The organism is Sulfuricurvum sp., from assembly GCF_028710345.1.
Taxonomy (GTDB): Bacteria; Campylobacterota; Campylobacteria; order Campylobacterales; family Sulfurimonadaceae; genus Sulfuricurvum.
Genome location: NZ_JAQTUH010000004.1, coordinates 131,530 through 145,389, shown reverse-complemented (window position 1 = coordinate 145,389; position 13,860 = coordinate 131,530). Strand labels below are relative to the sequence as shown.

At 42.9% G+C, this 13,860-nt stretch carries 12 protein-coding genes; 3 read left to right on the top strand and 9 right to left on the bottom strand.

The features are described from left to right. The first annotated feature begins 29 nt into the window (after nt 1-29). Together PHC76_RS07000 and PHC76_RS06995 are read left to right on the top strand one after the other, a co-directional pair. On the top strand, nt 30-560 hold the full coding sequence (locus PHC76_RS07000; RefSeq protein ID WP_299969942.1) for a glycine zipper 2TM domain-containing protein: 531 nt from the start codon (nt 30-32) through the stop codon (nt 558-560). 22 nt (nt 561-582) lie between these two features. Beyond that, nucleotides 583-930, top strand: a complete 348-nt coding sequence (locus tag PHC76_RS06995) for a hypothetical protein (protein WP_299969938.1) — start codon at nt 583-585, stop codon at nt 928-930. 13 nt (nt 931-943) lie between these two features. Here PHC76_RS06995 and PHC76_RS06990 read toward each other — a convergent pair whose 3' ends face one another. The 9 genes from PHC76_RS06990 to PHC76_RS06950 all read right to left on the bottom strand — a co-directional run bounded on the left by PHC76_RS06990 (nt 944) and on the right by PHC76_RS06950 (nt 12,446). Beyond that, nucleotides 944-3,796, bottom strand: a complete 2,853-nt coding sequence (locus PHC76_RS06990) for a translocation/assembly module TamB domain-containing protein (protein WP_299969935.1) — start codon at nt 3,794-3,796, stop codon at nt 944-946. Then, nucleotides 3,793-5,481 carry an outer membrane protein assembly factor gene (locus tag PHC76_RS06985; RefSeq protein WP_299969932.1) on the bottom strand — a complete coding sequence of 563 codons (1,689 nt, stop codon included), beginning with the start codon at nt 5,479-5,481 and terminating at the stop codon, nt 3,793-3,795. Before PHC76_RS06985 ends, PHC76_RS06990 begins: the two co-directional genes overlap by 4 nt. A 61-nt stretch (nt 5,482-5,542) precedes the next feature. Continuing rightward, nucleotides 5,543-5,965, bottom strand: a complete 423-nt coding sequence (locus PHC76_RS06980; RefSeq protein ID WP_299969884.1) for a hypothetical protein — start codon at nt 5,963-5,965, stop codon at nt 5,543-5,545. Beyond that, a complete protein-coding gene (locus PHC76_RS06975; RefSeq protein ID WP_300209898.1) occupies nt 5,955-7,292 on the bottom strand; it encodes a cobyric acid synthase in 1,338 nt (445 codons plus the stop codon). The genes PHC76_RS06980 and PHC76_RS06975 overlap by 11 nt, the downstream gene beginning before the upstream one ends. Further along, entirely contained in the window at nt 7,293-7,853 is a 561-nt protein-coding gene (locus PHC76_RS06970) for a hypothetical protein (protein WP_299971140.1), read from the bottom strand. Nucleotides 7,854-7,938: 85 nt separating this feature from the next. Continuing rightward, nucleotides 7,939-9,732, bottom strand: a complete 1,794-nt coding sequence (locus PHC76_RS06965; protein ID WP_299971137.1) for a TonB-dependent receptor — start codon at nt 9,730-9,732, stop codon at nt 7,939-7,941. A gap of 45 nt (nt 9,733-9,777) precedes the next feature. Beyond that, nucleotides 9,778-9,942, bottom strand: coding sequence for a hypothetical protein (locus PHC76_RS06960; protein ID WP_299971135.1), 165 nt, complete (start codon nt 9,940-9,942; stop codon nt 9,778-9,780). A 64-nt stretch (nt 9,943-10,006) separates the two neighbouring features. After that, nucleotides 10,007-10,813: a hypothetical protein gene (locus PHC76_RS06955; protein WP_299971132.1), complete on the bottom strand. Its 807-nt coding sequence runs from the start codon at nt 10,811-10,813 to the stop codon at nt 10,007-10,009. A 61-nt stretch (nt 10,814-10,874) separates the two neighbouring features. Beyond that, nucleotides 10,875-12,446, bottom strand: coding sequence for a methyl-accepting chemotaxis protein (locus PHC76_RS06950; RefSeq protein WP_299971130.1), 1,572 nt, complete (start codon nt 12,444-12,446; stop codon nt 10,875-10,877). 78 nt (nt 12,447-12,524) lie between these two features. Between PHC76_RS06950 and PHC76_RS06945 the strand changes: the two genes are divergently transcribed. Then, nucleotides 12,525-13,847, top strand: coding sequence for an NFACT family protein (locus tag PHC76_RS06945; protein WP_299971127.1), 1,323 nt, complete (start codon nt 12,525-12,527; stop codon nt 13,845-13,847). Nucleotides 13,848-13,860: the final 13 nt, after the last annotated feature.

Here is a 13,860-nt window from a genome sequence, read left to right as displayed (position 1 = left end):
ATGATGGGATATATACTAAAGGATACACTATGAAAAAAGTTTTTATCTCAATCTCTTTGGTGTTGAGTACATCGATCCTGATGGCACAATCAGGGGGATATGGGACTTCGCCATCAGATACGATAATCAGCGATATCGAATATGTATCGGTAACACGATCTGAGCCGATCTATTCTACGGTTAGTAAAAAGATTCCCCATGAAGTATGTGAAGATCAGCAAGTAGCTGTGCAAGAACAAGGGGGGAATAGCAATGTTGTGGGAGGACTCGTCGGAGCTGCATTAGGGGGAGTACTCGGACATCAATTAGGTGGTGGAAGCGGTAAAGTTGCAACGACTATCGGGGGGGCGGCAATAGGTACTATGCTGGGGCAAAATGCCGATCGTCCGACTCAAACCAACTACCAAACAGTCCGTCGTTGTTACACTCAATACGATATGCAAACCGATAATGTTATTACGGGCTATATGAATTATGCAAAGTATCGTGGACGAGATATTGCGAAAACAAGCTCACAACCGTTAAAAGAGATAAAGGTTACAAATTCGTTTAGTTTCTAATACTATCCAGAAGGAGATACAGATGGATAAAGTACGCATAGGGTTACTTGTGATGTTATTGATGGTAAGTTCTGTTGAAGCTAGAGGAGGCGGTGGTCATCACTATAGTGGTGAGCACTATTATAGAGGTTGGGGATATGGTGGGTGGATCGCCCCATTTGTTTTTGGCAGTATGATCGGCTATTCTTCCCGTCCAGCAGTGATCTATGAACCCTCACCAACGGTAGTGTATACAACCGCTCCTCAAACAGTAGTAATCCAAAATGATGATGGTGTCGATCTCTCTGTAAATTCACACTATGAAGAACGGATGGTCTATTTTGAGGATTGTCAATGTGAGCGTAAAGTATTGGTTAATACCCGACAATAGGGTTTAGAAGTAATTATCTATCTCGAACTTTGTGAGTCGCTTCATTATGGGGGAGAAAATCACGGAAATCTTTGATATAGATAGCATTGATCCCTTGCCCTAGCGCATGAATGTCGGCATCGAGTCGTAACCATCGATTAACGGTGTATTGAACAAGGACGCTCGATACGGTATCGTTTTTATAAACAACACGCAAGTCTTTATTGAGGCGTGCTCCCACTTCAAATCCCATTCCCCCCTCTTTGGTCGTGAGAATATTCATAGTATCAATCTGAATTTTGGTTGCCCCTCCGATAAGCCCTTTGAGCCCTGCACCTAACATAAAGTTGGTCGCATCGGCGCGGGCACTCACATCGCTACCACTGTTACTAGAGAGTGCGGTGGATGCAGGTGCACCGAAAATGATATAGCTCATAATATCGTTTTGATTCATAAAAGGGTCAGAGTTGAATAAAAACATCGGAGAATCGAGTCTGTGGGTAACATAAATTTCGATTTTTTTGTAATCGACTTCATAATCAGCAGTGATATCGAGGTACGGATTAATAGGAACTGATCCTCCAAAATAGATATAGCTGGGACGGAGAGTGAAGGTTTTTCCTGTCGTTGTCATCTTCCCTTTTGGAATGGTAATCATGCCAAGCAGTTCCATAGCATCCAGTGGATCTTTCCAAAGGGTGATATTGGGAGTGATGTAGAGATCGAGTTCTTTGGTAAGATAATGGAGCGGTTGATCGGCGATAATTTTAACATCCATAGCTAATGAACCGTTATTTGGAGCGGCTACATCTTGGACGATAATGACATCATCATCCATTACTTTAAATTGCTGGAGTGGTAAATAGGTGATCTCTCCATCGAGCAGGGTGATTTGTCCTGCGAGCTTTTGTGTGAGATTCTCATCACGAATATATTGGAGATCCAAGGCAATATGAGCATTCCCCTCTGGTCCATTGTAGCTAAACCGATCCGATTTTAGATGTAATGTGATTGCCAGAGTATCGAGATTTATATCTCCATTTAGCCGTAGGGCATCAAATATCCATGCTTCATCAATAAAGAGGTGTCCTTGATCGATATGTAAGGAGGAGGGTTTATTGGAGGTGATTTGATGATTGGCAATATCAACGGTATAGTTAATAAGGGTAATATTGTTTTCATCGTAGCGAAGGTTTGCATGGGAATTTACCCCACTGTATTGCCGAGCAGAATCCATAATAATAGCATACCACGGCAGAGAGATATCGGTTGCAATGTGTAATGTTGTGTCGTAGGTGATGTGGGTGGAAGTGCGTACTTCAGCATCGTAATAGCGAAGATTCGGAGGGGTGAAGTTGGGTAACGAATTAAGTGTTTTTGAAAGAGATGGGGTGATAGAGGTAATTGTAACATCAGTTTGCTCATTATTATGAGAACCTGTAATATCAAAAAAAGTTCCTAGGTAGTTGCCTGAACCTTCGACACGCTCGTTATATCGTTCAAGAGAGAGGGCTAAATCTTTTCCATTGAGTGAAAGGTGTGATTTGAGAACACTGTAGGTGAGTGAGAGTTCGAGCTGTGATGGGGGTTTTATACTCCAGTTATTCCATGTCGGTGCATCAGAGGGGAGGATCGTATCCGCATTCAGTTTTAATGTGCTATTTTGAAAGAGAAATTTTCCACTTAATTTTGCATGGTTGTGATCAATTGTAAAATTTCCGTCTGCTTGCTTGTCGTGTAGAGAGTATATTCCGTCGCATTTACCGCTGAGTGGTGAATCTTGGAGTGTTTTTGGGAGAAAGTGGAGAAAATCTAATGAACGTTGAAAGATTTCGGTATGAAATTTGTAATGTTGATAATCACTGCTTTGGAGCAGTAAGGTTGAATTTGCGAGGGAGATATTCCCTGCAAGCCCTGCGCGATCATCTCTAAAATTTCCCGTAACGATGTTCGTGGGAAGGGGGATCTGCGGTGTCGTTAAGATACCGTTAAACGTTGTTGTCGTCGTTCCGTTGAGGTTATAACGGAGTGTTTGGGTGGTGAGCATTTGGTTATCATCGCGTTTGAGGAGATAGTGTGCGTTAAAGTCAAGATAATGATCACTGTAGTGATAATTCATCCCGATTGAAATAGTGTTTAATGTCATTTTTTCATCAAAGGCGGCGTTAAGTGATGAGAGTTGTGTCGCGAGTCTCACTTTGGAATCGGAAAGCTCCAGTATCTCAACACGTTGCGCCGTGGGAAGGGTGGTAAAATCGGCGACATAGGGGTCGAGTTCTTTGGCGTTAGGATAGACTACTCCCTCACCTTGAATAGCATTATTTTTAAGAACTCCCTGCAATGCACCGCTGGCGTATTGTGTTCGGACAGAGGCCGTGAGAGATTGAAAGTTGAGATTTTTTCCATCAAAACTGCCGTTTTTGGCGTGAATGTCGAGTTCGATGGGATAGACGCTGATGAGTTGAAGATTGGTAAGATTAACCTCTTTGAGAGCAAAGGTGGGCAGAGGGAGAGACGAGCTCTCCCCTTCGCTGATAAAATCATCGAGATGTACCCGTAATCCGTCGATATGGATGCTGTCGATGGTGTGCTTACCGTAGAGTATTTTAGTAAGGTTATAGTCGAGTTTTAGCGTCTTAATATCGATGGTTTCGGTATGGATATTATGGAGGGATAGACCGTCTTTGAGTGAACCTTCGGCACTTTTGTATTCGATTCCCAGCGGAGTAAGAATAAAAGTGTTGACAAGCTGAAGTCCATCGGGCCGAAAGGCGATATAAAAGAGGGCTGAAGCTAAAAGTATCCCTAAAATCAATAACGTATGAAGGGCAACAAAAATATGTTTTAACCCTCTTTTAAGACGTTTCAAACCCGTTTTAGAGATCAAAATAGCTCTCCTATACGGAAATGAAAGGTATATTGAGAATAATCGGTGGGATTAACCCCGACATCGATGGCGATAGGACCGATAGGGGTCGTGTAACGCAATCCTGCTCCGACTCCCCAGTAGGGGAGCGAGTAATCGGGGATATAATTATTTGAGCCATAGGTGAGATCACTAAAGAGGACACCTCGGATTGGATCGTAAATAGGGAATCGATACTCGAGTGTCCCCTCAAGCAGTGATGTAAATCCGATAGGGTCTCCATTGGTATCTTTTGGTCCGAGTTCCCGATAACTGTAGGCACGGTTTGAACTCATCCCCCCTGCGTAAAAACGGTAGGCACTCGGTACTTCACCTTCATACGTTCTGAGTGTCCCCCACTGAAGTCTGCCGGCGATAACATGCTCTCCAAAGCTTTGGATATGGGCTCCTGAGAGGGAAGATTTAAAGTAGGTAGCATCTGAGATAGAGGAGAGCATAGAGCCTTGAACTTTCGCATTAATCCAATCCCCTTTGGTCGGTTCGAGCATTTTATTGCGAGTGTCGTAGTTTATTTCTAGCATGGGTGAGAGGATGAAAAGGTTGCTATTGGGAAATGTTTCCGTGTTGGTACTCTCATAGGTTTTTGCTTGGTCAAACAACACCGATGTAAGGAGAGAGGTTGGGATATCTTGGTGTTTAAGGGTGAGTTTTTCAAAGACACTTTCGGAACGGTATCCGCTGAATTGTTCATTAGAATACCCCACTTCACCGCTTGCCGTAAAACGCTCTTGGAGAGGGATGGAGAGGATACCGGAAGCTTCCTGTTTGACTTGGGTGTATTTAGCATCGAGTGAAAGAGTCTTGAGGTCGCCTAAAAAATTTCGGTGTTTAAGCCCTATCTGAGTCCCTATACCCTCATCACTACTGTATCCTAAACCGATGTTGAAACGTACCGGTTTATCAATCTCTTCGATATCGATTGCGATAGGGACGATACTGCCGTTACGATCGATATCGTTAATCGAGACGCGAGAAATCCCCTCTTGCGAATATAAAGTTTCATAGCTTTTTTGGATAGCTTCAAGAGTGTAGGGATCCCCCTCTTTAAATTGAAGCATAGAGGTGGTGAGGTTTCCATCTATATTGGGAGTTGAAGAGACGGCAATAGCACCAAAGGTACACGGCTCGTTGGGTGTCCCCTCAAACAAGAGATGGGCTTGATGCTCTTCGAGATCGACCCACGCTTTGGAATTAAATGTTGCATTACAATATCCCGCGTCTCCGTAGCGTTTTTTGATTGCTGTTTTGGTTGCGGCGAATTTATCTTGATCGAACAGCTTATCCGTGGAGAGTTCAATGACACTCTCAACAGCAATCTCACTGTTGATTTGGATTGTCGCAACGCGTATCGGAAGATTTTCATGAATCGTAAAGGTGATGCTTTGGTTGGTCTCATCAGCAGTGATACGGCTCTCAAAATACCCTTTGGCGCGGTAGTAGCTTGTAAGGGCGGTAATACTTTGAGAGATGGCACTGCTTTGTAAGGTTGGTTGGTTTTCCCATACTTCGATGGCATACGGGAGACGAAGCCCAAGAACATCATATAATTCGCGAGAAGAGAGGCGATCATTACCGCTAAAGAGTAATGGGAGTGAGGCAGAAAAGAGAAGGGATGAGTAGGCGATAAACAGTAGAAAAATACGCATCCCATCTCCCCTTATAATCTCTCTTATTATATCTTAAAGGTGGAAAATCCGAATCAAAAGGTTATAAGCCGGGGACATTTTTCATAATATTGAGCCAATCACGAGAAAATATTTTACGGATGTAATTTTCTTTATGGGGAACAAGACACCCAGTACAATTTTGATGAATCGCCGTATCGGTGATAAAACGATCCCCATCGGGGCTATCGATAGAACAGATACTAAAGATGGTTTTCCCCTCTTCGAGAGTAAACCCCGCATCGTTGAAGCGGAAGTTCGGACAGGCACAGAGATAGCAGTTCAGCTCTTCTGTATCGTGACATTTTTTCTGTTCCGCGTAGAGGGGACAGAAATCACTCTCTTTTTCAACCATGTTTTCAAATCGGAAATATTCTATCACTTCGTCGTCGCTCAGAGCGGAGAGTTTATCCATAATAACACGGTGTTTGGAAGCGTGAGTGTCGAACCACTGTTTATAAGACATTGAGTATCCTCTCCACATCGATTTCGCTCCGCATCGTCTCCATAAACGCATCAATCGTTTTTTTCTTGTACGCGTCAAATGCTTCATCATCAAAAAGCCCATGGACAAACGTCCCTTTGATGTGCTCATTTTCGTAGAAAAGGGGATATTTTTCACTCACCCCGTGATGAATTTCAAACCCGTTTATCGTGCGTCCAAAGATTTCATATTTCCCTTTTTTGAGCACTTTATCCCGCTGAAATACGATCACATCATCGATAAATCCGAGGGCTTCTTCGCGACTCGGTTCTGAGGTTTCGACACACCCCTCATCGATGATGGCTGCAAACATCATCTGATACCCGCCGCAAATCCCCAGTATCTCTTTTTTCCTCGTTTGGAGAGCATCAAAAAGTCCCACCTGTTTGAGCCATCGCAAATCCTCGATCACCCGCTTGCTTCCGGGGAGGATAATGAGTTCATAACTCTCTAACGAAACGTTAGTAGTGATAAACTCGACCGTAATTGCCTCATCGGCGATAAGCGGCTCGAAATCGTTATAGTTGCTCATCGTGGGGTAGTTGATGATCCCGATCTTTTTCACTGGGTTGGGTTTGTTTTGGACGAAATTTTTGAGGCTTTGGGAGTCTTCGAATCCAAGGTTGAGCGGGGTATAGGGGAGGACACCGAGAACGGAGATGCCGAAGCGCTCTTCGATGATACGTACCCCATCATCAAACAAGCTTCGATCACCCCGAAATTTGTTGACGATCACTCCGATGACATTCTTCCGTAGTTGTTCTGGGAGAAGATTATAGACCCCCCAAATCGAGGCGAAAACCCCTCCGCGTTCGATGTCGGCGACGAGGATAATCTTGGTATTGTATTTTTCGGCGATGTAGATATTAGAGAGGTCTTTGTCCATCAGGTTGAGTTCGACGGGACTTCCCGCCCCTTCGCAGATGACACACTCATAACGTTTACGCAGATAGTCGAAACACTCATCGACAGCAGGTTTAAGAAGATCCAAATCACGGTAATACTCGCGAACCTCTTTGTCGGCGACAACGCGCCCCTTTACGATCAGCGAGGCGCTATTCCCGTGCCCCGATTTGAGCAACACGGGGTTGAGATGATAGCTCGTTGGGATACCCAATACCTCGGCTTGAAAATACTGGGCGATGGCGATTTCAGACCCATCGTCGCAGACATGAGAGTTGTTGGAGACGTTTTGGGCTTTGAACACCCCGACGCTGATCCCCCGTTCTTGGAGGAGTTTCCCGATTACAAACGTGAGTGTCGATTTTCCTGCATCAGATGAGGTGCCGAAAATAGAGATAGATTTCATCTATTTTCCTCGAAATGCACGAAGCAACGAGAGGATAATCAAACATTCCAGTGCGAACAGGACAAAATGCAAATCATAGACTTGTTCGGCAGCTTTAGTGATACCATAATGCTCTATAAGTTTGTAAAATCCGTACGAGAGAGCCAGCCCTGCGAGAGAGCCTTGCTGTTTGGCGACATCAATCCATCCCATCACCCGTGCATGACGGGCGAAATGGGTTTCGGCGCGCACCAAATATCCTCCGAAGACAAAAGAGAACTGATAGGCGACGTAAATGATTAAGGCACTCATGATGTGGGTGGAAAACAGCAGATAATATCCCAGCATAAGGAGCATGATAAGCTCGCTCACCAGCGTAAATCGGAAAAAAGTACGGATATTCATAAGACGATGGTACACGTATGCCATCCCCATCATCCCCAGTGCAAGGAGTATTCCCCCGATGGAAAATGTCGAGGGGCTAAGGGTTGCATAAATCGTAAAGACCGATCCCCCCACCATACCGGTGAAGAGGGCGTTGAAAAATTTATAGTGCAGATAGGGGCGAAAAGAAAGTTTCATTTATTTAGAACGCCAAAGAAATACAATCTCTTTGCCTACGCTAGTCGCTAAGACGCTAAAGCTTGCCACTTTGTGGCAGAAATTTTTAGAATTTAGCATTTGCACCAACATAGAGAGTGCGCCCTGCGGTTCCGTATCCGTCAACTTCTTGATAAAGCTTATCGCTCAAATTGTCTCCTTTGAGATAGAAACTGAGACTCTCGGTCGCATCATAATTTACGACCGCTCCCCATAGGGTATAACGTCCTGTTTGTTTTGTTTGGGCAATATCATCATAGCGTGTTCCGATGTAATGAGCATTAAATCCTATATGTAATTTGCTGATTCCGTAGTAATCCAGTGTACTACGGAGCGTATCTTTTGAACGTCGTTGAAGTTCTTGGTTGTTTTGATTTTTAGCCCAAAGACGGTTATATCCGAGGTCTAACACGAGATCGCTTGTTATAGTGTTTTTATACGAGAGTTCATATCCTTTGAGACGTGATTTTCCGCTCACTTGCTCGTAGACATAAGTGGATGGGTTAGAACCGATGAGATTATCAACCAAATTATTATAATACGTTGCACTTAGATGTTTATAGCTTCCGGTAATGTCGAAACTCTTGGTGGTTTCGGGCTGGAGATTTGGGTTTCCGTAGAAGCTTGCATAGAGCTCAAAGAGGGAAGGGGTACGATAAGCAGTTCCGTAATTAGAACTGAGTGCAATCTCCTCTGTAAAATTATATTTAGCTCCGATTTTACCGGTTGTTTTATCCGCAAACGTATCATAACTATCATGGCGAATAGATTCGGTTAGCACAAGGTTGTCCAAACGGTTCGTATTCGTTAGAAAAACTCCCTTGGAGTTAAGCTCATTAGCACTAACAGTATCTTTGGTATGGAGCACATTTCCCCCTATGACCAAAAAAGCGTTTGGCATATAGTGATAGTTTCCTTGGATTGACCCCTCCTTGTTTGTCCCTATAAATGCTTTGGTGTATCCGAGGGGGTCTTTTTTATCAAAGCTGGAGATGCTGTACGTCGCACTAAGTGAGTCTTCTTGATTAAAGCGGTGCTCATAGCTAAGACTCCCTAGTCGGTTAATCTGATGAATCTCATTCGCTTCACTGTTAGGTTGCGCGTAGGCATCGTATTGTGATAAAGCATCGATAAAATTTGCTTGGGCATGAAGGGTATCCGATGAGGTCACATCGTAGCTGATTTTGCTGTTTACGGTCTCATTTTTATAACCGTCTCCTTCGTAATCCTCCGGATTTTTCCCTTTGGGAACATTTGAAGAGAAGCCGTTTGTTTTGATCTGGCTTGCTCCGAAATAGTACGATAGATTACCGATTTTTTGGGAGATGTTAGCTCCTAGTTTGGTGGTTGCGTAACTGCCGTACTCTGTCGATGTAGCGATACTCAGTTTTTCGGTCGCTTTTTTGGTAATGATATTAATCACACCGGCGACGGCGTTTGCCCCCCAAACACCGCTTTGTGCCCCTTTTAGGATTTCAATTCGTTCGACATCATTGACCATAAGGTGTTCGAGTTGGGATTGTCCCTTTGGTGTGGTAGGATCGTTGTAGCGGATACCGTCTACTAACACAACAGCGTTTTCAGAACTGAATCCCCGAAGGAAAAAAGAGCTTGTTTCCCCAATTCCCCCATTTTGGGCTATCGGAATATTGCTGAGGGTTTTGAGGGCATCGATAACCGAAGTTATATGTCTCTCTTCGAGTTCATCAGCGGTAATAACATCGATGTTAGCGGTTATCTCTTTGAGGGGTTGTTCACTTTTAGAAGCGGAGACTACGATAGGTTCGAGTTGGAGGGTATTAGCCCCTAATGAGGCAACGAGTGTTGCGGATGCAACAAGTGACAGGGTGTGTTTGAACATAGGTATCCTTAACGATTATAATAGTGTGTTGTGACGAAAATAAAATTAATCGTTAGGGGGAGGGGAGATAGCTGAATAGATATAGATGGGGCAAACAGGAACAACGAGTTCGATACGAGTGATGTTTTTAGCTAAACGAACTTCCGAAGCATAGGCTTGGATAGCGACAAGAGAGAAATAGCTTTTACCAAACCCGCGAGGTGCGTGCATATCCCTATTCCCCTTTCGTCTTTTTCGAAATTATAGCAAAAAAGGGGAAAAGTAAACGGGGAGATTAGATAGGGTTGATTTTGGTCGTCTCATATTTGTCTAAAATAGTTTTAAGCTCTATCAGTTCTTTGAGAGAGAGAATCGCTTTTGAGCTGTATTTTTTCTCTTGAGCGATAATAATAGAGACCTCTACCCCTTTGCTCATACCAAACATCTTTTTAACACTATAGAGATTCATCTCGAAATCACCGGTTGTTTTAAAACTTAATTTAAATTGTTTCTCTTCGGCTGGGGTACTTCCGATAGTGATCATTTTCGCGATAGCATTTTGAAGTTGTTTTACTTCGTCATCATCCATGTATATCTCATTGTCAACCAAAATTTTAAAATCTTTGGAGATTTCCAGTTTATCTTCTGCTACAAATCGAATTTTGAGCCCTAAGGTTTCTCCATATTTATTTTTTACCGCTACTTTATTGATAGATATTGCTTGAAGAGAGGTGCTTAGCTCTCCTAATAGTGAGCTGTTTTCAACCGTTAGAACATTTTTACTATCATTGAGTAAAGTAATTTTTGGTTTCTCTTTTTCGACCAATTTCACGGGATTGGAGATCATGACATTAATAATGTCATTAGAATCGAGTTTGACCTTGATTGTATCGTTGGAATCCAATTTTACCTTTTGGACAGTATCGGTAGGGAAATTGGCAACATTTACACTGAATGGCTCTTTATTGGTGATAATCACCTCTTGGGGTACTGTAGTGACAACAGTAGGTGTATGAATTGATCCGTTGCTATCAAATGGGAGAATTTCGGCATAGAGTGAGCCACATACAAAAAGAGGGAGTAGTAATGATGATTGTTTCATATAAAAATTCCTATGGATTAAAGTAAAACATGCTGTAAGATTATCGCGTATCAACGCTGTATTAGGTTTTAAATTGTCCTAATTGAGCGTTAAGGTTGGTCGCAGCTGTATAGAGTTCACTGGCAATCGAGGATATTTTACGAATATCTTCTTGGTTATGCTGAGAGAGTTCCGACATGGTAGAAACTTTTGCGATAATCTCTTTGATTTTATTTGCCATTGCTTCAGCCTCTTGGGCACTTTGTCGGCTTGCATTTACATTGGCGCGAAGCACTTGAGATGCGGAATTGATTTTAAGATCAATTTCCTCGCTTCGATCGGCAAGACGTTCGATATTTTTACCGTTTGCACTCATCATGTCCGAAGAATCCGAGATTGATTGGATCACGATAGAGATGGTCGAGTTGATCTCCGTCAAGCTTTTTTGGGTACGTTCTGCGAGTTTACGTACTTCATCGGCAACGACGGCAAATCCGCGTCCATGTTCGCCAGCCCGTGCCGCTTCGATAGCAGCATTGAGAGCGAGAAGGTTGGTTTGATCAGCGATATCGCTAATGATGCTGAGTACTCCGCTAACACTGGCTGCATCCGAAGAGAGTTGTGCAAAGCGTTCTGCTAATTCATTGCTCATTTGGGTGGTGTTGTGAATCTCGGTAGTAATAGCGTTGGCAATTTCACGTACATGACCCAGTTCTTGTTCGGTTGATTGGCTATTTTTAAGACTCTCTTGTGCCATTTGTACGCTTTGTTCCAGTGTTGTTCCGATTTCAGCAGCAGTGGCATTGGTATTTTGGGCAATGGTGTTGGTTTTTTCAGATTGAACTGAGAGATTTTCTGCCGCAGCATTAAGGCTTGAGGTGGACCCGACAGCAGATGAAGTTATATTTTTGGTATCATTGATCGTATTTTGGATTTTATCGATAAAGCTATTGAGATATTTACTCGCTACCCCGATTTCATCATTAGCATTACGTATCGGAAGACGTTTTGTAAGATCTCCATTTCCGTGTGCCAAATCGCTGGAAACACGATCGAGTTCTTCGATAGGACGGAGGATACTGGTTCCTGAAATATAGTTGATAGCTATTAAAATAGCGGTTAAAATAGTCCCCAAGAGGAGAAACCATTTAAAAAAACTTGATCGAAGTTCATCAAAATAATCGGCTTTATTGATTCCGGGGATAACCCACATATCCCATGCGGAGATATAACGGTAAGCGGCAATTTTATCCTGTCCCGTAGTAGCGGAGACATACTCATATATCCCTCCCGCTTTATCGGAACGGATATGATCAATATAATCATGCCCAGCTTTATTTTTCCCCTCATCTTTGGGGTGAATCGTCATTACCCCCTCCGAATTGATAAAATAGACATAACCACTTTTTCCGATTTTAATCTTTTTGATCTCCTCTTTAAACCCTACTTCTTGATACGCTTTGGGCTCTATGTTGGCGATATAGTTCACATTCTTTTCGAGTGCATCGGCAACAGTATTAAGATCACTGATCATGATCTCTTTGATTGAGCCTACGGCAATGAAGTATGCTACAATCACGCTAATAAGGATAGCTCCTATTGCTGCAACGAGGTTCAGAATAAACTTTGACTTAATGGTGTTAAATAGATCCATGAATGCTACCTAGTATATTAGTTGTGACCATGTCATAACTCTATTGTAAGTTTCTTTTTCTAAAGGGAAGGTAAAGATATGAAATTTTCTTATTTTAAACAGATTGTATTATACATGCAACACTTCGATCATATTGTCGCTGCGTATCGTTTAAACGACAGTTCACTCCGTATTGTTTTTAATCGTGAGAACAGTTGGAATTTTGAGCTCAATGGAGGGGATTCAGGGATTAGTATCGGGGAGTCGGCATCTCGAGGGAAAATGTATCAAGCCCCTTTTGATATGCTCCTCGCAAAACGGTTTAATCGTTCTACTGTTCAAAGTATATCGATGCACAATAGCGACAAGATACTTCGTCTCACGGCAGGGATGAGCGGTTCGTATAAAAGTCTTACTACTACATTGCAGCTAGAGTTTACCGGCAAACATACCAATGCAATTATTCTTGATGAGGAGGGGAGGGTTCTCGAAGCCCTTCGCCATATCGATGAAGAGGTCTCTTCTCGCAGTGTTCGTGTAGGTCAAATTCTCCTCGATCCTCCACCGATTCCGTATGAACCGAAAGAGTACCCGCTAGAGGACGTTCGAGGTTTTTTAGTTGATGAATTTAATCGACGAAATAACGGCAATTTAGAACGTTTAAAAAAAGAGAAATTACTGTTGTTAAATAAACGTCTGATACAGCTTAAAAAACATCTAAATGGTTTGGAAAATGAGTTATTGCTTCTCGAAGAAGCTCAACACTCTCAACATATCGGTCATCTGATTTTGGCAAATCTTGCCTCCATCCGCCCTTATGATACGGAGATTGTATTAGACGATTTTGATGGAACACCGTTAAGGATAATCTTGGCACCACGGTGCCCAACCCCTTCATCTCAGGCAGAACATTTCTTTAAACGCTCTAAAAAAGGGAAACAAAAAGCGATAGGACTCTACCGTGAACGTCATAATCTTGAGGAGAAAATTCGCCATTTGGAGCTTTTTATCCAAACGGTGAGCAGTGCTACTACTCCCGAAGAGATTACCCTTCTTTTTCCTCAAAAAGGGGAAAAAAGCCGTCTTAAAACCTCCGATTCTATCGCACAGTTTTGGATAGAGGGGGTAAAAGTATCGCTTGGAAAAAGTGAAAAAGGGAATATCGAGCTCCTCCAAAACGCGAAAGCACGCGATATATGGATGCATCTCAAAGATCGCCCCTCCGCTCACGTCATCATCTCGACCGATAAACAGCAACTTCCCGAAAAAATTCTCGAAACAGCGGCAAAACTGTGTGTCGATTTCTCTGTATTTGAAAAAGGATCTTATTTGGTCGATTATACTCCCCGTAGAGAAGTTCGGGTCCAAGAGGGGGCGAATGTCCTCTATACCAATTACAAAACATTAGCAATAAATAGATGATTAGTAATTCTAA